Below are 23662 nucleotides of genomic sequence, written 5' to 3' on the forward strand. Positions count from 1 at the left end.
ATTATCACCTCTTGATAATAAAGCTATTTCAGATTTTAGTCAATTATATTTTTATTAACTATTTTTAATGTTTGTATCAATTTTCAACTAAATTAAAAAAACTGAGGAAGAAGTTCCTCAGCTTTATCATACCTAGCCTAACTTTGTACTTCGAATGACATTCCTTCATTTACAAAATCATACTGTCTAATGAAAGAATCACGGTCTACATAAATTCGTTCAGGATGTGGATGACTTAGAAAATTATGATGTGAGATTGCCCAGCCATACGCTCCCGCATAGCTAAACAGCAAAATGTCGCCTACCCGTAATTTAGAAATGATGACTTCTCTAGCTAATACATCATTTGGTGTACAAAGTTCTCCGGCTACTGTAATCTTTTCATCGATTACTTCAGGTCTTTCAAAAGAATATGGCCACTTTCCTACTGGGATGACAGTAAATGGATGGCTTTGCTTCCAAGCTGCAGGAAGTCTTAAATGATGACTTCCACCTCGTAGAATACAAAAATACTCACCGTGATTTTGTTTAATATCTAGGACTTCCGCTGCATAATAGCCACACGAAGAAGTAAGATATCGACCGCACTCAAATAAAGTATTCCAACTTTTGTCATTATGTTTTTCGAGTACTTTTTCCAATTGTTCCGTAAAATCTTCCCAATCAAATTGCTTATCTACCTGTAAGTAATTTATTCCAATTCCCCCACCGACATTTACGTATGTGATGTCTAAGTTCCACTTATTACTCCACTCTTTTGTTAATCCATAGCAATGATCTACAAAAGATGCATGTGATTTTGAATCCGTATTATTCGACATAGCATGGTAATGAAAACCTTCTAATTTCAAGTTTGGTAATCCCTCTATTAAGGAAATCGCCTTATCTATTTCTGTCTCATCAATACCAAATTGTGTTGGCACTCCAGCCATTTTTAGTTTAGCTGACGGTACAGAATGACGTAAATTAACTCGTAATAATATTGAAACAGAGACATGTTTTTGCATTGCTATATAATTAACAAGTTTTATTTCATGTAAGCTTTCAACATGAAGTAAGGTTACTCCATACTCTATTGCCATTTCGATTTCATGACGTGTTTTTCCAGGGCCACCGAATAGAATTGGTATATTACAATCAATATTCCTTACCTTTTCAATTTCTCCTAACGAGGCTACTTCAAAACCATTCACAATTGGTGCCAATGCTTTAAGAATCATTTCATCTGAATTTGCTTTTATTGCATAAAATAATCGACAGCTTGAAGGAAGAGTTGTCATTAATGAATTTACATGATTTCGTAATTTTGTTAGGTCATAAAGATATGCACAAAATGGACGATCTTGCTCTCGACTTTGTGTTTGCACAATATTTGCAATCATTTTCTTACACTCCTATGAATAATAAAGTTATACTTTTAAGATTTCTCTTCTTTTCAACACAATCATTAAAGTAGTTAAGATGCAACCAAGCCCCATTACACTTCCCGCCCAGAGAATTCCCAAACTTGATGCTATTGCTCCAATTAATAATGCACCTAATGGAATAAATCCACGATCCATTAAAGCAATACTCATAATTCTTCCCCTGAGATGATCTGGAACCTGCTTTTGCAGTGTAATTCGACTCAACGTTCTGTATGTTTGACTCGTTAAACCAACAAGGAACATTGCCAAACCTGCAACTAGATAATTATTTGTTCCAATAAATAATAGCAATGATAGACCAAATCCAATATTTGAATAAATTAGCCATTTACCCGTTTCGATAATCTCTTTCCCAATAGATAACCAGCTTGTCCCAATTATTGCACCAATGGAAGAAATCGATAATAAAACACCAAATCCTTCAGGACCGAGATGCAATAACTCTTTAGCAAACAGTGGCATCATTGTCGTATATGGAAAACCAAATACCATTGGAACAATTGCTAATATAAGCAATGATTGGACTGATGGCTTCTTCCTTACGAAATCGACAGCTTCTTTTATTGTTATTTTTTCATCTTTATCTTTATATTTAATCAATTGGTAGTCTGCCCGAATAATTGCTAAAGAGATTAAGACAGCAAATGTACCCCAAGCATTGATATAAAATAAATTTGCTATATTTATAATACCTAAAAAGATACCAGCAATTGCAGGTCCAATAATTCGCGATAGATTAATAATCATTGTATTAACTGCAAGTGCGCTCGCCATTGAACTTTCCGGTACAAGGTTTGGTATTAGCGCATTTCGAATTGGTGGATCCATAGCTGCAAGCATCGAGCGTATCGCCACAATTAGTGCAAACAGCCAAAATGACGGACCTTTTGCGACAAGAAATCCGATCACAAATGTTAACAGCATCATTCCTACTTGAAGCCATATTAACAATTTTCGACGATCAAACCTGTCAGCCATTATTCCCGCTGGAACACTCAATAAAAATGTTGGAACTAATCTACAAGCGTTCATAATGCCTAAATGAATTGGAGAATTTGTAAATTGCAAGACAGCCCAATTTAATGCAACTAAATCCATCCAATCTCCAACTCTTGAAATTAAGCTTCCTGTCATAAAAATATTGAAGGATTTTGATTGAAAAGCAAAACGTGAATTTTTTTTATTCTGTACTTCAATTTGTGCCATTGTCATTTCGTTCCTTTTTACTTAAATTCATGAAGAGGATTTGGAACAATTGCGTAAGAATATCCTTTCTTCGCAGGATCTAGTCGCATTTTTGTAAGTGCCTTATGCTCAACTTTCATTTGATAAAGAGCTTCACGGTCACATGCCACATTTTCTGTTAACGTCGGGTCTGCCTTTAATTTGTCAAAAACTTTATTACAGATTCGATGGATTTCTTGCCATAGTTCTCTTTCATTAATACCGAACTCATTACAAACTTGTAAAATTAACTCTCCTAAATGGTTTTGAAATACCGTATAAAATAATTTATTATGCACTTCTTTCAAGTCATCTGTCGCCGTTATCGAACCGGCGTAAAGCTCTACATGTAAATTGTTTTTCTTAAGCCTTTCTTTATAAATTCGTAGACCACCCCAATCACGGAAAAGCATCCGGACAGGTTGACCGTTCTTAAATACCATCACACTATTTTGCAAATGTCCCTCTAAACCGATGCCATATTTAACTAATAGTGTTAAAAATCCAGGTAACGCAATATTTACATATTCTGAAACAAATTGATAAGCAGCCTGTCTAATTGATTCATTTGTCGTTTTAGCATACTGTTCAATTAATTCCGAGACGATGGTCTTTTCTGAAATTGGTGATTCTGAAAATAGAGAACTTCCGACAATTGCAACTTCATCATTGAAAGTAAATGACTCAATATTTTCGCGTAATACTGCAGATAAATTCCTATTTTTTTGCTTGTCATTTTCTTTTTTGAAATTGTAACCAGCAATCTCATAAACTGGTACAAACTGTTTACTTAATACTTGCTCAATTTCCATAATGGACTTTATTAATCTAGTAACAATCGTAGAATTATTCGTTGTATTTGCAGAAATTGTACGAACAGTTGAGGTCATTTGACTGTTAACTGCAACTTTAATTGCATAGTTCATGCTCCCTTGGTTTCCGAGTGGTACAACAGTTCGGAAAGAAGATGTTGATCCACAAGGAACGTGAAATGATTGGATTGGAACAATAGTCTGATCATTCAATTCTTGCTTATAAACTACAGAAATAGCGTTTTCTAGTTGCCATGGATGCACTGGAACGATTACATATTCTTCTAAACGATGGCCTTGTAGCTGAAATTGTTGCTCAACTACATTTCTTAATTCAGGGTAAACCTTAAATAGTAATTTATTTGCATCTTCTTCTAATTCATCTTTCACACACCATTCAACACGTTCTTTTAAAATACCGACAAATTGAATTGCAGCTACTCCATCAAACTCAGGTGCATATTGAAAAACATCCTCAGCTTTCATATCGATTTTCGTCTTTGTACCTGGATGAAGATTATGCCCTTCAACCGAAAGTTGTTCAAAAAATAAGCTACTGTCGAATGCTGAATTTAATTTTTTCTCAAACAGAACCCAGTCTAAAACATTCGTAATCTTAAATTCTGAAGCTCTCTTTTGAAGCTCTTTTTTCTTTTGATCCCAATACGCGTAGGATAATGCAAGATTCGCACTTCCATTAATTAGTTCCTTTGCAAGCTGCTCCCAAGCAAATTTTTCACTTTCGTATTGGAACTCTTTTTTGTGACGAACAATTTCCAACAGTTCAACCGAGTGATTTATTGGTGTTACTTCTTTCTCAGTAACAAATAATATTTCACCGTCGACCTCAATTCGATTAAACGCATAAGTACGACTTACCGGAATAACCAAACATTCATCCTCATTAAGAGAATATAGTTTATAAGTTTTGCCTGATTGTAGGTTATAAGATTGAACCTGTTGAATAACCATTCTCCAAAAACTTGTAATAGCTGGTACATTTAGTGCATAGATCGAGTCAATAACGTATAAATCATGTGAGTTTGTAGAAAAATTAAGTATGTTTTCTCTTAACATTGAACCGACGAGACGGTTTAAAATACCACGTCTTCCTTTTTCCAGGTTTACCATATAATTTGGAATTAGATTTGGCATATTGCCTACTAAAAAAGTAAGATTCGCAGCTTCATCTCCCAATAGTTCTCCGTTACGTAGTTTTTCAAATGATTCATATAAAAAATCTTTTTCTAATAATACTTGGCTTAAACTTGCGCTCATTCTCCGATTTCTCCTTTCCAGTACTTCATTGGATTTGGAACTTTCATAAATGAATAAGCAGTACTATCTCCTTGTAATCGCATCGTTGCTAAAGCTTTTAGGTTAATCATTGGTTGGAAAAATGCTTTTTCATCCAATGATGCTTGTACTTTAATCAAGGGATCCTTTTTTAATTCCTTGAATATCTCTCTACTAATGTTAACAATTTCTTCCCATAGCTCTCCTTCATCGAACTCTAATGTACGTACTATACAAGTTATTAGCTCAGCAAAATGATTCTGCATAACTGAATACGAAATTATATTATGTAACTGGCTTTCCTCATCTGTAACAATAGATGAACCAGGATAAAATTCTGCTTCAAAACCTTGTTTCCACATTCTTGACGGAAGTATTCGAATTCCACCAAAATCTCTCACTAAAATGCGTACTAGCTCACCTTCTCTAAAGACCGTGACACTATTTTGCATATGACCTTCCAGACTAATTCCATAACGTACCATCATTGTTAAAAAGCCAGGTAATGACGTTCTTGCATATTTACGAATAAATAGTTTAGCAGCCTCGTTCATATCATCTAAACGATTTACACTAGCTAATTCTTCAATTAACTCGATTACAATTGGCTTTTTACTTATTGGGGATTTTGAAATTAATGACGCTGCCGCCATTGGAATTTCATCCTCAAGTAGGACATAGTTTTCGGGATTTTCTCTTAAAATAGAAGCTAAATTTGCTTGAAGTTTCCATTGCTCTTCCTCAGAAACATTTAAACTTTCGTGCTTAAAATGAATTCCCGCTCGTTCTTCTAGCACAATAAATCTCCCATCAAATCCATATTCCTTTTCTTGAATTGCTTTAAATATTTTTGAAAGTATCGGACCATTTACGACAGCATTAGGTGATACCGTACGAATAGCACTTGTTGTTTGCACGTTAACTGCCGTTTTTAAATGATGTTTTTTCTCTCCTAAATTTTGAATCGGAGCTAAAGATCGAAATGACACTAATGATTGAGTTGGAATAACAAAATCACTGATTGGAATTATTTTTCCTTGCGCTATCTCTTTTTCATAAAATGCATCTAGTGTATTTTCAAATTGCCATGGATGAACTGGTATCAATTCAAAATCACTAAGCTGTAAGCCTTTATTATGTAAAACCGCTTCAACAGCAGGCTGTAGACTTTCATACTCTTTAAATAACCAATTTGTAATAGTAGTTTGATCAATAGATGTCGTTCGACAAAGGTCTTTTGATACTGCAATAACGACTACTTCTGGTTTGCCACCCCATTCTGGTGAGTATTGAATTACCTCTTCTACACTAAGGCCAAACTTTGTTTTTGCACCAGGGTGTAAAGGATGCCCTTCAACTACACATTGTTCAAAAAATGCAAGTGGACTAAATTTTTTGTCCTGTTTCTTTCGATGTAGAGCCCATTCTATTGAAGAATGAACCGAAACTTGTTTAGCCTTTTCCTCTAATTCATGATGATTTAACGTAGCACCAGTTAAAGCCAACGTTAGATTAGCAACACCGTTTTGAATTTCGTGTTTAAATCGTTCATACTGCTCTGTAGTTGCATCCTCCAACATACCTTCATTCTTTAATAACTCAATCAGTTCAACAGGATGCATTAGTTCGTTAGATAATGTATTGTCAATTAGAATTACATCATCAGTTAGATCGAATCTTCCAAGTGAGTGTAATTTGCAAACAGAAACTTGCAGAAGTCTTCCACTAGGTAGATTTACGTTAATTTTTGACACTTCGCCATTTATCCAAGTAATTCTTTCATCTGGTATTAATTTTTCTCTTATAAACGCTTGGAAAAGACGTTGAAAAATTCCTCTTCTTCCTGCTTTCACATTAGAAAGATAGCCTACCAATAATTCAGGTTTTTCGCTTTTAAGATAATCCAAAGTTTTTAACTCTTCCTGATCTAAGTGATCATAATTTGTTAATCCATCTTTGTTCTGAATATTAATCATTTCTACACATCCTCTAATGATTTTCATTTAAGTCCAAACAGATGATAATGATAATTATTATCAACACAAACACATTTATTATATTAAGTGATAATGATTATCAGTGTCAATAATTTTTATTCCAATATTTTCTAATTTATGCAAAATAAAAAAGCAAAAAGTATATAACTTTTTGCTTTAAGTGTGTAAACTAAATTCAAAAATCAACGATCAGATTGAGTGAAAAACTTTGCTTTTTAAGGGGGTCTTAGTTAGATGAAGTAACCAAAACCTTCTGTTCAATATTTAAAATCTTATAAAGTTCATCTAGTTTTTGTATTTCATAGGTTGGAACTACATCTGAGTCATTTGAAAGCATTTTTGGATTGACCCAGCAAGTATCAATTCCTGACCCTGCCCCACCAATTATATCCGCGCTAAATGAATCTCCAATAATCAATGTCTTATCTAACTCAATATTTGGAATTCGATCAAATACATATTGAAAGTATTCTTTCATCGGTTTTTGATAACCAGTATCCTCAGAAACGAAAATATCTTTAAAGAAAGGATAAATACCCGCCGCATTCAAACGTTTATATTGTGTTTTTGAAACTCCGTTTGTAACAATATATAATTCGAACTCATGCTGAAGACTTGTAAGTAATTCATACGCACCTTCAACTAATTGATTTCCCTCTCCTAAATAACTTTGGTAAGACTGTTCCAGCAGAAAACCATCAACTTCAATACCAAACTCATTAAATAAAGTTGAAAAACGTGTGTTCACCACATCATCACGACTTATTTTACCTTCTTCAAATGACTTCCAAAGACCATGGTTTATTTCTTTGTACCTTGACTTAACTTCATCCGTTAATGGTAATTTTTGATCTTTAAATAGAGATTGTAATGCTACTTTTTCTGCTGCACCAAAATCTAATAATGTATCATCTACATCTAATAATAATGTTTTGTATGTTTTCATAACATTTCCCCATCTCTATTTATTTAATTCATATTTTACTAGATTGATTTTTAACTAGCTTAATACGTTTCAAACTTATTCCGCTTAATTTAAAAACTAATATACCACTGATAATAAGCAAAACGCCAATTAGATGCTTAGGAGAAAACGGAACTTTCTCAAGACCTAGCCATCCCATAGAATCAAATAACATTGCAAACAATAATTGAGATGTGAGAACAATTGATATCGCATAAGTTGGTCCAAGAATTTTAGTACTATTCGTTAAGCAGAAAACAACACCTACACCGACTATTCCGCTAATCCAATACCAATTTTTCATATTATGCAAAACAAATAATTCCTTACCTTCAAATAAAAGCCCCATTCCGAAAGAAGCTAAAAAGCCCATTCCTAATACAAATGTAGTTGTTACCCATATTCCCGCCCGTTCATTAACTTTACTATTGAATATATTTTGTAAACCAATTAGTGATCCTGCTATTAAAGATAATATTAATCCATAAATCATAAATTGCACCTCCAAATAATTTCAGTATAAGTCCTAAAATTATCATTCATATATATTATTACTTGCAAGAATACTCAAACTGGCTCGATCTTTAATAAGGATACTCCCATTTTTCCGCTCTACTAGGTCATCCTTACAGAACTGTTGAATAACTCGATTAACATGTCGATAACTCGTTCCGATTAGATTTGCTGCGTCTTTAAGATTGATCGGATTTAAATTTTCGTTTTGTAAAGAATTCGCTTCATGGTATGAAACCGATAATAGATAACTCGCTAGCCGAACTTCGACAGGATACATTAAATTAAAACTCATCGCATTCGACTTAATAAGAAACTTTTCCGTTATGATGTCTAATAAAAACTGAAGAAATGGTGCATAGTCTTTAGCAAATTTTTTTAGCCACCTATAATCTATAGCAATCATTTCAACTGGAGAAACAGCCTCAACCGTATTTATATAATTTGAACCTCTTACATATTCAATGTCGCCAATTAATTCAAGCGGCTTTTTAAATGAAAGAATTAATGTTTTACCCTCTTCTGTAGTTGTATAAACTTTGACTTTCCCTTTTACTAAAACAAACAAAGTTTGTGGTAAGTCTCCTTGGGAACAAATAAGCTCTCCTTGCATGAATCGATGAAGAGTCATATGAGCTTTTAAATCCTCATTAAAGACTTCTTTAATATGAAGTTCAGCTAAAAATTGATTAATTTGTTCAATATCACTAGTGAATTTCAAGTTAACTTCACCTCCAACTTACTTTTAAGATCCTAACACAATCACACCGATCATCATCATACCAATTCCAATAAATTGTGAAGGACTAATAGTAAGCTTTTTGACTCCGAACCAGCCTCTACTATCAATGATAAATGTTAAACTTAGCTGTGCGATTAAAAGAACAGAAATTGAAAATGTCACACCAATAATATGAATTGATGTCACATTACAAAATATAACAAATGCTCCAAGTGCACCACTTAATAAATAAATTGGATTCACTTTTTTAACTTCAGCTAATTTTTTATCTTTTATTAATAGTAGTATGAATAAAGCTACAATAAAACCTGTAAATTGTGTAATTGTAGCTGCTTGCCAAGTACCTATATCACTACTTATTTGAGAATTTGCAACTCCCTGTAGTGTAATGAATGCTCCGCCGATAATTGCTAATAAAATTCCTTTCATATTTTTCACTCCTGACATATTGATTTCTTCATTATTAAACGATATTGGAAGGTTGTTTGGGAAGGACATATGTCCCAAAGGAAAATTGAACGATCTCTGCAATTGTGGAAAACTTTTTAGATTATATAAATTTCTGTGGATAGTTTGTAGTTATATTTTTTTGGAGTGAGTTTTTTGTGGATACTTTGCTATTATGTGGAAAACTTCCCATAAAAATGTGGAGAACTGTAAAATTAGTGGATAGTTTGTAGTTGAGGTTTTTAAGGAACAGTCTATTTTTTGTGGATACTTATGGATCATTCTACAATTATTTTAGGAACTGCAAATAAAATTCGATAATCGCTATTAAAATTGTCAGATCTGCAATTAAATTCTCGGAAACGCAAATAAAAATAGGAAATCTGCAATTAAAAATATGAAAACCGCAATTAAACGTTTATTATACCCATACCGCTAACCGTATTTCTAATGGTTTCTCGGTAAAATTAAATGGAATGATTTTCAAATCAATTCTTTTCATCCAAAAAACTCAAAACCGGTCAGTTATAGCCAAGGTTCAACTATATTTCAGACTTAATTATGGTTAAGATTAATACAATACCCCAAAAGTAAATAACATAAAAAAATCAGGCCACTTAAATAGCCTGATTCACTTAACATTAAATTACTTCCTCGCTTACTAAACTTGATTCCATTAAAAGTTTAATTTCATTGATCTTATTTTGATTAAATAAATCAACAATTTTACTTCCAACAATGACTCCATCACAATCTTGGCTTAATTCCTTTACTTGTTCTGGGGTAGATACACCGAATCCAGCTATTACAGGTTTATTACTAATTTCTTTAACACTTTTTAAAAAGGATGATAGGCTGTCGTCTAGTTCATTTCGAACACCAGTAATCCCTTTTACTGTTACTGTGTATAAGAAACCTCTTCCTTTTTTAGCAATTTTAATGATTCGATCTTTTGGTGTAGCCATTGTGACTAAACGAATTAGTTCTACTCCAAATTCTTCAAGTTGATGGATGATAATTTCTTCTTCTTCGATTGGTAAGTCAGGAATAATACAGCCGTCTACTCCTGCTTGCTGAAGGTCAGATACGAATCTGTCAATTCCATAAGCTAAAATGGGATTCATATATGTCATAACGATTAAAGGTACAGAAATTAATTTACGAACTTCTTTTATTTTTTCAATTACAGCTTTTAATGTTGTACCAGCTTCTAATGCTCGAATTCCCGCTTGTTGAATTACTGATCCATCTGCTACTGGGTCTGAGAATGGAATACCTATTTCGATTGCTGATGCGCCAAATTTTTCAAGTAAAGCAAGTCTTCCTCCTAGTACTTCAAGACCACCATCTCCTGCCATTACATATGGAATAAATAGCTTTTCACCTTTTTTTAGTCGTTCTGAAAATTGGAATTCAATTCGATTCAACATCATTTATTTGCCCTCCTTTAATCGCTCACGAACGGTATGAACATCTTTATCGCCTCTACCAGATAAACAGATGACTAAGTTTTCATCTTTCTTCATCGTTGCTGCTAGTTTTATTGCATAGGCAACTGCATGTGCACTTTCTAATGCTGGGATAATTCCTTCTAATCTTGCTAGTAATTGGAATGCTTCAAGTGCTTCTTCATCTGTGATCGATTCATATTTTACTCTCTCAATATCTTTCAAATAGCAATGCTCAGGACCTACTCCTGGGTAGTCTAGCCCCGCAGAAATTGAATGAGCTTCTTGGATTTGACCATCTTCATCTTGAAGTAAATACATCAATGCACCGTGTAATACGCCTGGCACGCCTTTTGTTAAAGATGCTGCTTGCTTATCTGTATTGATTCCATGCCCAGCCGCTTCTACTCCAAATAACTTTACACTTCCATCCGTAATAAACGGATGGAACATACCAATTGCATTACTTCCTCCGCCAATACATGCTACTACTGCATCAGGAAGTTTACCTTCCTTCGCTAAAAATTGTTGTCTTGTTTCTTTTCCAATTACACTTTGGAAATCTCTTACCATCATAGGAAAAGGATGTGGCCCCATTACTGATCCTAATAAATAATGAGTGTCATCTACATTTGCAACCCAGTAACGAAGGGCTTCATTTACTGCATCCTTTAATGTCGCACTTCCTGATTCAACACTAATCACTTTTGCGCCTAGTAATTCCATTCGGAAAACATTCAGTTCTTGTCTTCGAACATCCTCAGCACCCATAAAAATAACACATTCTAAATTTAATAGAGCGCAAACTGTTGCAGTTGCGACGCCATGTTGTCCTGCTCCTGTTTCGGCAACGATTTTTCGTTTACCCATTCGAATCGCAAGTAATGCCTGACCTATCGCGTTGTTAATTTTGTGAGCACCAGTATGATTTAAATCCTCACGTTTTAAATAAATATTAGCTCCGTTAGCATGCTTAGTTAAATTTTCTGCAAAGTAAAGAGGTGTTTGGCGACCTACATAATCCTTTAACAAACTTTCAATTTCCTCATTAAATGCTGGATCATCTTTAATAGTTGAATAAGCTTCTTCTAATTCAGTTATAGCTTGAACAAGCGTTTCAGGTATATATTTCCCTCCATACATACCGAAATGACCTTTTACATCTGGAAGTGTGTACGTAGACATTTAAATTCCTCCTAATTTAACTTTTTTTATAAAATTTTTTATTTTTTCTTCATCTTTTTTCCCGTTCGTTTCGACTCCACTACTTACATCGACCATTATTGGTTTTACGACGCTACTTGCTGGTATTACATTCTCAATCGTCAATCCACCAGCTAAAATCAAATTATCTATTTTCTTTGATTTAACAAGATCCCAGTTAAATGTTGTTCCATTTCCGCCACGATATTTTCCACTCGGGCTATCTACTAAAATATAATCACAATCATATTCTGCGATTTTTTCAACGTCCTTTTCCGACTCCACTCGTAATGCTTTGATTACTGGAAAGGATAATGAACGACAAAATTCTGGCGTTTCATCTCCATGTAGCTGAAGATGCGTTAAACCAACTTCCTCGTAAATGGATTCCAATGTCTCCTTTGTTTCATTTACAAAAACGCCAATCTTTAACACCGAATCTGGCAGTGATTCGATGATCTTTTTTGCTTCAGAAATTTCAATTTGACGTTTACTTTCTGCAAATACAAATCCAATGGCATCAGCTCCAGCATTTATTGCACATTTAGCTGTTTTTAAATCGGTAATGCCACAAATTTTCACTTTCACTGCTTAGCCTCCTTTAGTATAGGAACCATCAACTCGCTCATGTTTGATGATAATTCATTACTCCTCATTAATGCCTCTCCGACTAAAATTCCGTTTGCCCCAGCATCTCTTACACGTTTTGCATCATACTGATTGAAAATTCCACTTTCACTAATAATGAACCCTCCATCTGCTTGAATAAGTGGTGCTAGTCTTTCAGTTACACCTAGATCCACTTCAAATGTTTTTAGGTTTCGGTTATTAATGCCGTATAGACCAGGCTTAATTTTTAGTGCTTTTTCTAAATCTTCCTCGTCATGTACTTCCATCAATACTTCAAGATTTTGCTGCTTAGCATATTGATACAAATGATTTAGTTCTGTAAAAGGTAATGCAGCAGCAATTAGTAAAATAATGTTTGCTCCATGCTCTTTGGCGATATCTATTTGAACTGGATCGATAATAAAATCCTTACATAATATCGGAATATTAACGGAATCACGCACAATTTTCAGATCTTTAAAGGAACCTTTAAAGAAAGTTGTATCAGTTAAAACAGAGATTGCAGCTGCTCCATTTTCTTCATATTTCTTTGCCTGTTCAGCGGGATTAAGCTTTGTATTAATATCACCTTTTGATGGTGATGCTCGTTTAAACTCAGCAATGATCGATAAACGGTCTGCAGCTTTTAATTTTTCGATTAATGATAAATTCTTTGTTTCACTCGTTAATTTTCGACTAATCGCTCTTAAACTTTTAATTTCGATTTGTTTTTGAGAAATGATTCGATCTAAAATGGTTTCCATTTAAATAACCTCTCTTTTTAGTTTGCTAGTTTTTTCGACTAGTTTTTGTAATTTCTCATAAGCTGCACCAGAATCGATGCTCTCTTCAGCCTTCCTAATACCATCCGTAATTTGATTGACAATCCCTGAAGTATAAATTGCTAAACCAGCATTTAATAAAACCGTATCTCTAAAAGCTCCTTTTTCTCCTTTTAATACTCGAAGAAGAATATCTGCATTCCTCTTTGCATCTCCACCTTTGATTTCTGTATTTGGGTAAGAGGTTAATCCAACTGCCTCCGGATGAAGTGTCATCTTTTTCAGCTCATTATTTTCTAGTAGGACGATATGATTTTCACCAGCTAATGATGCTTCATCTAAATGCCCTGCACCATTTAATACAATCGCTCGTTTACGTCCTAATTTATTTAACACTTCTGCAAAAACTTCTAAATAATCTCTTCTGTAAATTCCTAATAGTTGGGTCTCTAATTCAACTGGATTTGTTAAAGGTCCAATTAAATTAAAAATGGTCGGAATTTGCAACTCACGTCTAACCTTCATAACTTTTTTCAATCTTGGATGAACATATGGAGCAAATAAAAATGTAATGCCTATTTCATCTAAAAGCTCTTCGGAAGCTTGTGTTGGAATCGATAGCTCCACACCTAATTGTTCTAATACATCTGCGCTACCTGTTTTGCTAGACATACTACGATTTCCATGTTTTGCAATTGGAATTCCACTTCCCGCAATAACAAAAGCTGATGTTGTACTCACATTAAAGCTCGATGAATTATCTCCACCAGTACCACAATTATCAATGACATTATGAAACTTTCTAGTAAATCCTACTGTATGATTTCGAATCGCGTTTACTAGTCCTGCTATTTCGTTTACTGTTTCACCTTTTGTTTTTAAAGCAACAAGAAATGCTGCGATTTCACTATCTGATATTTGATCATCCTGTAGAATCCTACCGACAGCTACTTGCATCTCTTCTACTGTAAACGACTCTCGATTAGCTAAGCGTTGAAGGTACTCTTTCATCTTTTAATTCCTCCTTTATTTCATTTAAAAAGTTTAATAAAAGTTGTTTTCCGTATTCTGTTCCAATGGATTCCGGATGAAATTGCATACCGTAGATTGGATATTTTCGGTGTTTAATGGCCATGATTTCTTGATCGTCCATAGCGAATGCTAAAGTTTCAAATAATGGCGGTATCGTTTCCTTTTCAATTACGAGTGAATGGTATCGCATAACTTCTAGCGGCTGGGACATGTAGGCAAATAAATTACTGCCATCATGCCTAATTTTCGATGTTTTTCCATGTTTGATTTGTCTAGCTTTAATAATTTTTGCGCCAAATGCATAACCGATTGCTTGATGCCCTAAGCAAATTCCTAATATTGGGACTGTCTTATAAAAAGTTTGAATGAGTTCATTCGTTTCCTGTTTCTCTTCGGGTTTGCCGGGTCCCGGAGAAAGAATAATTGCTTTTGGATTCATTTCTTTTATTTCATCAATCGAAATTTTGTCATATCTAGCGATTTTCATTTCTTCGCCAAGATCTCCTAAAAATTGATAAAGATTGTAAGTAAAAGAATCATAGTGATCAATTATTAAAATCATTGATTTTCCTCCAAAAAAGCTTTTAATTTATTAATGGTTTCTTCATATTCGTGTTCGGGTTTACTGTCATAAACAATACCTGCACCTGCTTGAATATAGGCCATTTGATTTTTTAAAATCATCGTTCGAATAGCTAATGCAAAATCAAGGTTTCCATTAACTGATACATAACCGACTGCACCGGAATATACCCCTCGCTTTGAACTCTCTAATTCATTAATGATTTCCATTGCTCTAATCTTAGGTGCACCAGATACGGTTCCAGCTGGTAAGCAAGCAATAAGTGCATCAAGTGAAGTATTTGGTTTTTTTAATTGCCCGCTTACTTCGGAAACGATATGCATTACATATTTGTATCTTTCAACGGTCATATATTTTTCTAATTTGATTGTTCCAAACTCGCAAACTTTGCCTAGATCATTTCTTCCTAAATCAACAAGCATTTTATGTTCGGCAAGTTCCTTTTCATCCTGTAATAAATCTCTTTCGATCATTAAGTCTTGTTCATCCGTTTTCCCTCTTCGCTTCGTACCGGCAATTGGATTCGTTATGACCTGATTATCTTTAACTTTTATTAAACTTTCAGGGGAAGTACCAGCAACAACGCTATCACCAAAATCGATATAATACATATAGGGTGACGGATTTTGGATTCGTAATTTTCGATAGTAATCAAATGGATTGCCTTCAAATTTTGCTCCCATTCGATGTGATAGAACGACTTGAAAAATATCTCCTTTTTGAATAAATGACTTTGCCTCTTCTACTTTGGAAATGTAGTCAGATTTACTAACTTCAGACTCAAAAGTAGAAAATACAACTGGTTTTACTTCCTCCTCTTGGTTTGAATTAGATAGAATTACTTGCTTATACTTCTGAATTTCGCTCTTCAAATCTTCTAATGTTGTTTCATCGGAAAGCTTTGTTCCAACCAAATGAATTTTCTGTTCCAAATGATCAAATACAATAATGACTTCAAAAAACATTAAATGAAGATCTGGCATTCCGATAACATCTTCTAGCTCATCACCGATCTCTTCAAACTGGCGAATCATATCATATCCTACATACCCAATTCCCCCACCAATGAAAGGGATATCCAATACCTCTAAATAATCCTGCTTTGGTATTAACTCTTTCAGTTTTAAAAGAGGATTTCCAACAAACTCTTCTTTTTGGCCATTTTTATAGATGATTTGACCACTTTGATTTGTCCCAATCAATTCAAAAGCAGGTTTTGAACCAACAAATGAATAACGGCCAGAATCTTTATGCTTAAATGAGCTTTCAAATAAAAACTTTTTGCTAGCGTTCAATTTCTTAAATAATGAAATCGGTGTAAACAAATCCCCCATTATCGTTTCAATGACTATTTCTGCTTTGTTTTGTACTGACAATTTGTTCGACCTCCAAAAATTTAATGATGAATATAAAAAAAGTCCCCTATACGCACAAAGATTGTGCATATAGAGGACGATTAGTTGCTACCGCGGTACCACCTCAGATTGGATCAGATTGATCTGAATCCCACTTTTCGGATACGGGAATAAGTTACTAAAATAATTCCGATACCCTATCCTTTTAACGGTGGAAATCCGTGCATCCCTACTTTACTGTTCAAGATGCCTCTCGTAAGTCCATTCGATAAAGGTTCCTGTATTAGACTCCCACCATTGTCTAACTCTCTGTGACATTCACCAATATTTACTCTTCTTACTCAGCGATTTATGTTTATTAAATTTTAAAGAAATACAAAAAGGGCCCCCCGTCTTAAAAAAGGACGAGAGACCCGTGGTGCCACCTTCATTAGCTGATTAACAGCTCGCTTTGTCGGTATCCAATCAACTTTCTAATGAATACCCGTCTTTTGTAACGAGAAGACTACTCGCCAAAGCCTACTACTTATTTAAGGTTCGGTTTGAATGCTCGGAAGTCCATTCGCGATTACTTTCACACTGATTCGCACCAACCATCAGCTCTCTTTAGTTTCCGTAATCGTTACTACTCTTCGTCAACGCAAAGTAATTATGGATGTTTATTTAAATTAATTGTCCTTATATTATTATGCAAAAAATAAAAAGTCAACAAGTTTATTTCTACAAGATTCGATTTTTCTACCTTTTAGAAAACGAATATTATACGTTTTTGTAAATCTAAAAAACGGAATCTTAAATGATTTTTCATTTAAGTCTTCATTGCATACACAACCTAATTTTGGAAAGAATAAACCCAATTAGACCTTCCATCAAAGAGGTATCAATATGAGAACCAATACAACAACAATTACGTCAAATAAAGAAGAAATTTTATCAAACAATCTTAAAAATAATATTGAAATAATTCAAGAATATTTAAGTCATACAGAAGATTTAGTCGTTAAGATTATTCATAAAAATACTCAGATTTTTGCCGTTTTGTTTCTTGAATCGATGATAAAAATTGAGGCACTTCAATCATTTATTATTGAACCTATTTTAAGAGAAACAAAAGATGAGACAGATAATATCGTCAAATCATATGAGATTAAAAATTCAACAAATATCTCTGAACTAGGAGATAGTTTATTAGACGGATTTTGTCTAATTTTAGAAGAAAATTGTTCAAATGGAATTCTAGCGGCAGCTTCAGATGATAAGGAACGTACAATTTCTGAACCGGCTAATGAACAAAACATTAATGGTCCTCGTGATGGTTTTGTTGAAAGTATAAATACAAATATACAATTACTAAGAAAACGAATTCGTAACCCTGAGCTAAAGGTTAAATATTTTACGATTGGTAGGATTACGAATACAAAGGTTGCTATGATTTATATCGATTCAATTGCAAATCGAAAACTTGTTGAAGTTATAGAAAATAGAATATCAGTTGTCGAGGTAGACAGCCTGAAATCTACAGGACATCTAGAAGAGTTAATTGAGGATAATACTTTTTCACCTTTTCCACAAGTATTAAATACAGAAAGACCAGATAGGGCTGTATCTTATCTTTTGGACGGAAAAATAAATTTGCTTGTAGATGGGAATCCTACTGTGTCAGTCGTACCAATTACCTTTTTTGCTTTTTATCAATCTCCTGACGATTATAACCACAGATGGTTAATAGGCTCTTTTTTTCGGATTATTAGAGTTTTTAGCTTTATTATTGCAATCTGTCTACCTGCAATCTATATCGCAATTGTATCTTTCCATTCTGAAGTACTACCAATCGGAATTCTTTATTCAATTAGAGTCTCTTTAGAGTTTGTACCTTTTCTTCCTCTTGCAGAGGCATTTATGATGCAAATCATATTAGAGCTGTTAAAAGAAGCAGCTATTAGACTCCCATCTCCTATCGCTCAAACAATTGGTATAGTAGGTGGATTAGTTATTGGTACGGCTATTGTTGAAGCGCATTTAGTATCAAACACGATGATTGTTGTGATTGGTTTTACAGCGATTGCATCATTTGTAGCCCCGGTCAGTGAAATGGGAACTAGTATGAGATTATTAGGATTTCCAACTATGATTATGGCGTCGATACTAGGATTTTTTGGGATTACTTTATCATTAATGTTAATCTTTATGCACATGTGTAAATTAAAATCCTTTGGTATGCCGTACTTTTCACCAATGGCACCTTTTAGAAAGGAAGATATTAAGGATACATTTATGAGGCTTCCTATATGGAAACAAAATACAAGACCAACCGATGCACTTCCCCAAAAACTTGACCGGCAAAGAATATCTAAGGTGTGGAAGAAAAAATGATAACGAATAGTAATTCGATTTCTAAATTACAGCTTTATTTTCTTATTGTCCAAAGTCAAATAGGTATTGGATTACTCTCCTTGCCAAATGCGGTTGAAAGCACTGCTAAAGGTGATGGTTGGATTTCCACATTAGTTGCTGGAATAGCAGTTCAAATTACAATAATTATCTATTGGCTATTACTAAGAAAATATCCAAATGCAATCTATACAGAAATCACAAAAAAAATTTTAGGTAGATACGTGGGTAAGTTATGTAATTTTTTTATCTATATTTATTTTATTATGATTGGAAGCTTGGCTTGTATACTTTTTATAAGAACCATAAATCTTTGGTTATTGCCGCTTACTCCTATGTGGGTATTATCACTAATTATCATTTTATCTAGCATTTATTTAACAATTAGTGACTTAAGAATCATTTCAAGATTTTTTGTTATATCATCCGTCTTAATCATCTTACTTTTTTTTCTGTCCTTCTTTACCTTTTATTTACCAAAGGAATTTCGCTTTATTCTACCAATTGGACATACCGGTGTGAAAAATATACTACTGGGAAGTCATAAATCTTTACTTTCAATGTTAGGATTTGAAAGTCTTTTACTAATCTTTCCTTTTATTCTTGATTCAGAAAAAGGAATTTTAAAAACTGCGAGTTTTGCCAATATTACGGTGACACTATTCTATACATATTTCACCATACTTTGTCTAGTAAGCTTTAGTCCAACACAAATTTTGCAAATTCGGGAACCAGTTTTATATCTTTTTAAGGTACTTTCTTTTGAAATGATCGACCGTTTAGATTTGATTTTTTTATCAGTTTGGATCGTACCAATGACAACGTCGGTAATTATTTACATGTTTTTAGCAGCGAAAAGTATTAGTAAAGAAAATTCATTTAAAAAAAATGTTGTTTTAAGTGGAATCCTTATTTTTATTATTACACTTATGCCAATTGATGAAGAACAGTTAGTTACCTTTAACAAATATGTAACTTATTTAAGTTATGTGGTTGTATTTGGGCTTCCGTTCATTCTCTTTTGCCTATCCTTCATCATCTCTAAGACTGAAAGGAGTGAGTAATTATAAGAAAATCCTTCTTGATTACTTTATGCTTGTGTACCTTTTTCTTAGCTAGCTGTTGGGATCAAAATCTATTAGTAGATAAAAAAATGGTGAATGGGATCAGTTTAGACTTAGATAAAGACAATAATATATTAGCCACAGTTAGAGCATTAAATATCGAAAATAAAGGTGGCGGCCAATTTGAAGTAAAAGACGAACTTGTCAAAGTAAAGAATTCTAATGTATCTGGAATGGGAATTGAAATCAATAATAAGCTACCTGGTCAAATTGATGTAAGTAAAGCTCATATTATCTTAATTGGAAGAGAACTTGCTAAAAAAGGAATTTACCCTTTTTTAGAGATTTTTTATCGACCTAGACAAGCCTCCGCTTCTACTAGAATTGTCATTGCAGAAGATAAAGCATCAGACATTATTTCGCTCGATCCTGGAACTAGTCCAATTGCATTCGAAATCTTAAAAGGATTAGAAGCTGCTGAGGAAATGACAAAAATTCCGAAAGAGACTGTTTTTATAGCTTGGAAACAGATTACTGATGAGGGTAGTGATATGGTCTTACCTTATGTAAAAAAAGATGAGAATGATAAAATTACAATTGGTGGAATAGACTTATTTGATGGGGATCGGTTCTCAGGAATTAGTTTACCTGATGAAAAGGGAAGCCTGTTATTATTAATGATGGACCGATTAACTAAGTATAGTGAAATGGCTATAAAATTAGGACCAAATCGTTCAGTCTCATTTAGGGTAAAAGATATAAAGAGGGATTTAGATTTAAAAATAGATAAAAAAACGTCAAAAATAACTTGTAAACTAAATCTAAATCTTGATTTAACAATTACTAGCTATTCAGGTAAGGTAGGAGAAAAACTTAACAAGGACAAGTTAAATAAAGAAATTTCACGATTGCTTACTAATCAAGCTAATGAAATCGATAATTCATTACTGGAAGCTAATTGTGATGCATTTGGAATTGGAAGAAGAATTTCAAGTTCTCATCCAACTTTATGGAAAAAATTAAATTGGAAAAAAGATTATAAGGATGTTAAGTTCAAAACTTCCGTTAAGGTAAAAATAAATCGAACTGGACCTGTTTTTTAAAAGTTAGTATTTATAATAGATCATTCTCTTGAGCAACATAATGTAATGATATGAATTAATTTGTTTTTAGGAGGAATCATACTTGAGACTAGGTAAAAAAAATGATACATTCTTTGAAATGCTCTTAAATATTGCAAATAATGTAAATGAGTGTTCGATTTATTTTGATGATTTTAAAATAAAAAATGCTACTGATTTAAAAACATTCTCTGCAGAAATGAAGGCTTATGAAACAAAAGGTGATACATTTATTCATCAAATTATCGTTGAATTAAATAAAACATTTATTACACCAATTGAACGTGAAGATATACTAGAACTTGCTAATAAAATGGACGATGTACTAGACGGAATGGAGCAATGTTCAGCAACATTCGAAATGTACTCCATTGTTCAAATAGATGAATTCATGGTGAAGTTTGTTAAAAATATTCGCAGTGCTGCCAATGAAATATTAAAAGCAATTCAGTTACTTTCAAGGAAGAAATTATTAGAAATGCGCGTACATGCGATCCAAGTAAAAGATTATGAGTCACAGTGTGATGCGTTATTACGCACTTCCATTAAAGAGTTATTTAAAAATGAAAAAGATCCAATCAAAATCATTCAGTTCAAAGAGATTTATGAAATGCTAGAAGCAGTTTCTGATAGTGCACAAGATGTAGCTAATACACTTGAACAGATTATTATGGGTAATGCGTAATTAAATAGTAACTAAAAAATACAGCCTAATTAGACTGTATTTTTTTATTTCTCTTCTAATAGTTTCTTTGCAAGTTTTCTAACGATTGATCGTGGAATGAAGCGAACAGATTGCGCCAAAATTTTATTCTTAATACCTGTAATAACAACAGTTTTCTTCTTACTAACTGCCTCATAAGTCAACTTCGCAACTTTTTTTGGTTTCATAATTTTACCTTTAAATAGTTTTGAATTATTTCCACCGGATGAATTTATAATTCCCGTTCTAGTTGGTCCTGGACAAACAGCTGTTACGGCAACTCCTGAATGTCTTAATTCCTCAGAAAGAGCTTCACTTAATGATAATACATAAGCCTTTGAAGCTGCATAGACAGACATTTTTGGCCCTGGTTGAAAAGCTGAAGTAGATGCAATATTAATAATATGGCCCGATTTTTTTTGAAGCATATTTGGTAAGAAGTATTTTACTAACTCTGTTAAAGTAACAATATTTAACTGAATCATCTTTAACTCTTTATTTAAATCAGTCCGACCAAAATCTCCGTATAGGGCAACTCCAGCATTATTTACTAGAATATCAATCTCCATTTGGGATTTTGTAATTTGATCAAAAATGGACTTAGCAGAATTTACTTTAGACAGGTCTTCTGTAATAACTAGTACTTTTATATTGAATTGCTTCTTCAATGAATTAGACATTTCTTCTAATTTAATTTTATTCCTAGCAACTAAAACTAAGTTGAAATGATCTTTTGCAAATAATTTAGTTAACTCATAACCGATTCCTTCCGTAGGCCCGGTAATTAATACTGTTTTACCCTTTTGTTTTTTGACAGTCATTTGGATTATCCTTTATCTTTTTATCGTTTGAACACTTTTCGTTTTACTATATGTTCAACTTAATAAAAAAAGGATTCCTACTTTATTTCTCGTAATATTTCTTAACTAACTCAATAAATATTTCCATCGATTTCGTTTGAAGTTCGATTTTATCTGTGATAATTGAAAAATTCCGTTGAATAGGTGTCCCTTCTACTTTTAGGTAATCAATGGTATGTAACTGCTTTTCTTTTTTTATTGCTAACTCAGATAGATAGGTAATTCCCATGCCAGCTTCTACAGCTTCTTTAATTAATTGTGTACTACCAAATTCAATTATATTTTTAGGACGTATCTTTAATACTTCAAATAATCGTTCAGTCGCTTCCCTTGTTCCAGATCCTTCTTCCCTAACAATCCAAGTTTCATTTTCAATTTGATTCAATGTTACAGCTTCAATAGCGAATATTTCGCTCTTAGTTCCAGCTATAATATACATTTCATCATTCGCAAAAGGCTGTATATTTAAATTTGTATGGGTCGCTTCGCCTTCAACTATACCAATATCAATTTGATAGCTTAGTGCAGCCTGAACGATTTCTCGCGTATTCCCTATTTGTACCGATGGAATGACATTCGGGAATTGCCTCTTCATTTCCGCTAAAATTTGCGGTAATACATATTCACCAAATGTATAACTTGCACCTATTTTAAGATGCCCACTAGCCTCATTCATCAGATCATTTACAAGTGTCGACATACGTTTGTATAAACTAGTTATTTCCTTAGCATGCAAATAAACAATTTCTCCAGCCTTCGTTAACTGAACATATTTATTCGTTCTAATTAAAAGCTTTGCACCAATATGCTTTTCAAGTAATTGAATTTGCTGACTAACGGATGGTTGAGTCATATGTAACTCCTCAGCCGCTCTTGAAAAGTTTCTTTTTTCAGCGACCGCCATAAAAACTAAAAGAATTTGATCCATACTCTATCTCCCAGTATCAGATTTACTTATTAACAATATTATCATCATTTATTTTTCTTATAATAGGAAATATGATAAAACAGGTGAAAAAGAAAAGACTGATTCTTGGTGAATCAATCTCTGAGCGTATACATATTTCAGACTGATTGAAAACGCTTGTC

The 23662-nt window shown here is 33.3% G+C and carries 21 protein-coding genes and 2 other annotated features; of the genes, 4 read left to right on the plus strand and 17 right to left on the minus strand.

Going from position 1 to position 23662, the window contains the following annotated elements:
- Nucleotides 1–137: 137 nt before the first annotated feature.
- The 15 genes from COJ46_RS07340 to trpE all read right to left on the minus strand — a co-directional run bounded on the left by COJ46_RS07340 (nucleotide 138) and on the right by trpE (nucleotide 16413).
- Nucleotides 138–1382: a type III PLP-dependent enzyme gene (locus COJ46_RS07340; protein ID WP_097975103.1), complete on the minus strand. Its 1245-nt coding sequence runs from the start codon at nucleotides 1380–1382 to the stop codon at nucleotides 138–140.
- A gap of 27 nt (nucleotides 1383–1409) precedes the next feature.
- Complete coding sequence (locus COJ46_RS07345) at nucleotides 1410–2633, minus strand: MFS transporter (RefSeq protein WP_098565844.1); 1224 nt, start codon at nucleotides 2631–2633, stop codon at nucleotides 1410–1412.
- Nucleotides 2634–2650: 17 nt separating this feature from the next.
- Nucleotides 2651–4741, minus strand: a complete 2091-nt coding sequence (locus COJ46_RS07350) for an IucA/IucC family protein (protein WP_097975100.1) — start codon at nucleotides 4739–4741, stop codon at nucleotides 2651–2653.
- Nucleotides 4738–6735 carry an IucA/IucC family protein gene (locus COJ46_RS07355; RefSeq protein WP_176522495.1) on the minus strand — a complete coding sequence of 666 codons (1998 nt, stop codon included), beginning with the start codon at nucleotides 6733–6735 and terminating at the stop codon, nucleotides 4738–4740. Before COJ46_RS07355 ends, COJ46_RS07350 begins: the two co-directional genes overlap by 4 nt.
- A 247-nt stretch (nucleotides 6736–6982) precedes the next feature.
- Nucleotides 6983–7702: a YjjG family noncanonical pyrimidine nucleotidase gene (locus COJ46_RS07360; protein WP_097975096.1), complete on the minus strand. Its 720-nt coding sequence runs from the start codon at nucleotides 7700–7702 to the stop codon at nucleotides 6983–6985.
- Nucleotides 7703–7730: 28 nt separating this feature from the next.
- Nucleotides 7731–8213, minus strand: a complete 483-nt coding sequence (locus COJ46_RS07365) for a DMT family transporter (RefSeq protein WP_097975094.1) — start codon at nucleotides 8211–8213, stop codon at nucleotides 7731–7733.
- 42 nt (nucleotides 8214–8255) lie between these two features.
- Complete coding sequence (locus tag COJ46_RS07370) at nucleotides 8256–8954, minus strand: Crp/Fnr family transcriptional regulator (protein WP_097975093.1); 699 nt, start codon at nucleotides 8952–8954, stop codon at nucleotides 8256–8258.
- Between the two features lie 24 nt (nucleotides 8955–8978).
- Nucleotides 8979–9404, minus strand: coding sequence for a DMT family transporter (locus COJ46_RS07375; RefSeq protein WP_097975091.1), 426 nt, complete (start codon nucleotides 9402–9404; stop codon nucleotides 8979–8981).
- Between the two features lie 659 nt (nucleotides 9405–10063).
- Nucleotides 10064–10849: a tryptophan synthase subunit alpha gene (trpA, locus tag COJ46_RS07380; protein ID WP_483294969.1), complete on the minus strand. Its 786-nt coding sequence runs from the start codon at nucleotides 10847–10849 to the stop codon at nucleotides 10064–10066.
- A gap of 6 nt (nucleotides 10850–10855) precedes the next feature.
- Entirely contained in the window at nucleotides 10856–12055 is a 1200-nt protein-coding gene (gene trpB / locus COJ46_RS07385) for a tryptophan synthase subunit beta (RefSeq protein WP_097975087.1), read from the minus strand.
- A complete protein-coding gene (locus tag COJ46_RS07390) occupies nucleotides 12056–12661 on the minus strand; it encodes a phosphoribosylanthranilate isomerase (protein WP_097975086.1) in 606 nt (201 codons plus the stop codon).
- Nucleotides 12658–13446 (minus strand): indole-3-glycerol phosphate synthase TrpC, encoded by a 789-nt coding sequence (gene trpC, locus COJ46_RS07395; RefSeq protein WP_097975084.1) that lies wholly within the window; start codon nucleotides 13444–13446, stop codon nucleotides 12658–12660. Before trpC ends, COJ46_RS07390 begins: the two co-directional genes overlap by 4 nt.
- A complete protein-coding gene (gene trpD / locus COJ46_RS07400; RefSeq protein ID WP_097975082.1) occupies nucleotides 13447–14475 on the minus strand; it encodes an anthranilate phosphoribosyltransferase in 1029 nt (342 codons plus the stop codon). It lies immediately after the preceding gene.
- Nucleotides 14447–15058, minus strand: a complete 612-nt coding sequence (locus tag COJ46_RS07405; RefSeq protein ID WP_097975080.1) for an anthranilate synthase component II — start codon at nucleotides 15056–15058, stop codon at nucleotides 14447–14449. The genes trpD and COJ46_RS07405 overlap by 29 nt, the downstream gene beginning before the upstream one ends.
- Nucleotides 15055–16413, minus strand: a complete 1359-nt coding sequence (trpE, locus tag COJ46_RS07410) for an anthranilate synthase component I (RefSeq protein WP_286133500.1) — start codon at nucleotides 16411–16413, stop codon at nucleotides 15055–15057. Before trpE ends, COJ46_RS07405 begins: the two co-directional genes overlap by 4 nt.
- 111 nt (nucleotides 16414–16524) lie before the next feature.
- Nucleotides 16525–16788, minus strand: a binding site (T-box leader).
- A gap of 43 nt (nucleotides 16789–16831) precedes the next feature.
- Nucleotides 16832–17082: a binding site (T-box leader), on the minus strand.
- Nucleotides 17083–17319: 237 nt separating this feature from the next.
- Between trpE and COJ46_RS07415 the strand changes: the two genes are divergently transcribed.
- From COJ46_RS07415 to COJ46_RS07430, 4 genes are all read left to right on the plus strand, one after another.
- Nucleotides 17320–18807: a spore germination protein gene (locus COJ46_RS07415; protein ID WP_097975077.1), complete on the plus strand. Its 1488-nt coding sequence runs from the start codon at nucleotides 17320–17322 to the stop codon at nucleotides 18805–18807.
- Entirely contained in the window at nucleotides 18804–19889 is a 1086-nt protein-coding gene (locus COJ46_RS07420; RefSeq protein WP_097975075.1) for a GerAB/ArcD/ProY family transporter, read from the plus strand. The genes COJ46_RS07415 and COJ46_RS07420 overlap by 4 nt, the downstream gene beginning before the upstream one ends.
- A gap of 17 nt (nucleotides 19890–19906) precedes the next feature.
- The gene (locus COJ46_RS07425) at nucleotides 19907–20992 is read left to right on the plus strand and encodes a Ger(x)C family spore germination protein (protein WP_176522494.1); all 1086 of its coding nucleotides are present in this window, start codon (nucleotides 19907–19909) and stop codon (nucleotides 20990–20992) included.
- A gap of 82 nt (nucleotides 20993–21074) precedes the next feature.
- Nucleotides 21075–21695, plus strand: coding sequence for a DUF47 domain-containing protein (locus tag COJ46_RS07430; protein WP_097975071.1), 621 nt, complete (start codon nucleotides 21075–21077; stop codon nucleotides 21693–21695).
- Nucleotides 21696–21739: 44 nt separating this feature from the next.
- Here the strand turns inward: COJ46_RS07430 and COJ46_RS07435 are convergent, their stop codons facing one another.
- Both COJ46_RS07435 and COJ46_RS07440 read right to left on the minus strand, forming a co-directional pair.
- A complete protein-coding gene (locus COJ46_RS07435) occupies nucleotides 21740–22534 on the minus strand; it encodes an SDR family NAD(P)-dependent oxidoreductase (RefSeq protein WP_097975069.1) in 795 nt (264 codons plus the stop codon).
- 82 nt (nucleotides 22535–22616) lie between these two features.
- Nucleotides 22617–23501: a LysR family transcriptional regulator gene (locus COJ46_RS07440; protein WP_097975067.1), complete on the minus strand. Its 885-nt coding sequence runs from the start codon at nucleotides 23499–23501 to the stop codon at nucleotides 22617–22619.
- Between the last annotated feature and the right edge of the window lie 161 nt (nucleotides 23502–23662).

It is taken from the genome of Bacillus sp. AFS077874 (assembly GCF_002566505.1).
Taxonomy (GTDB): domain Bacteria; phylum Bacillota; class Bacilli; order Bacillales; family Bacillaceae_G; genus Gottfriedia.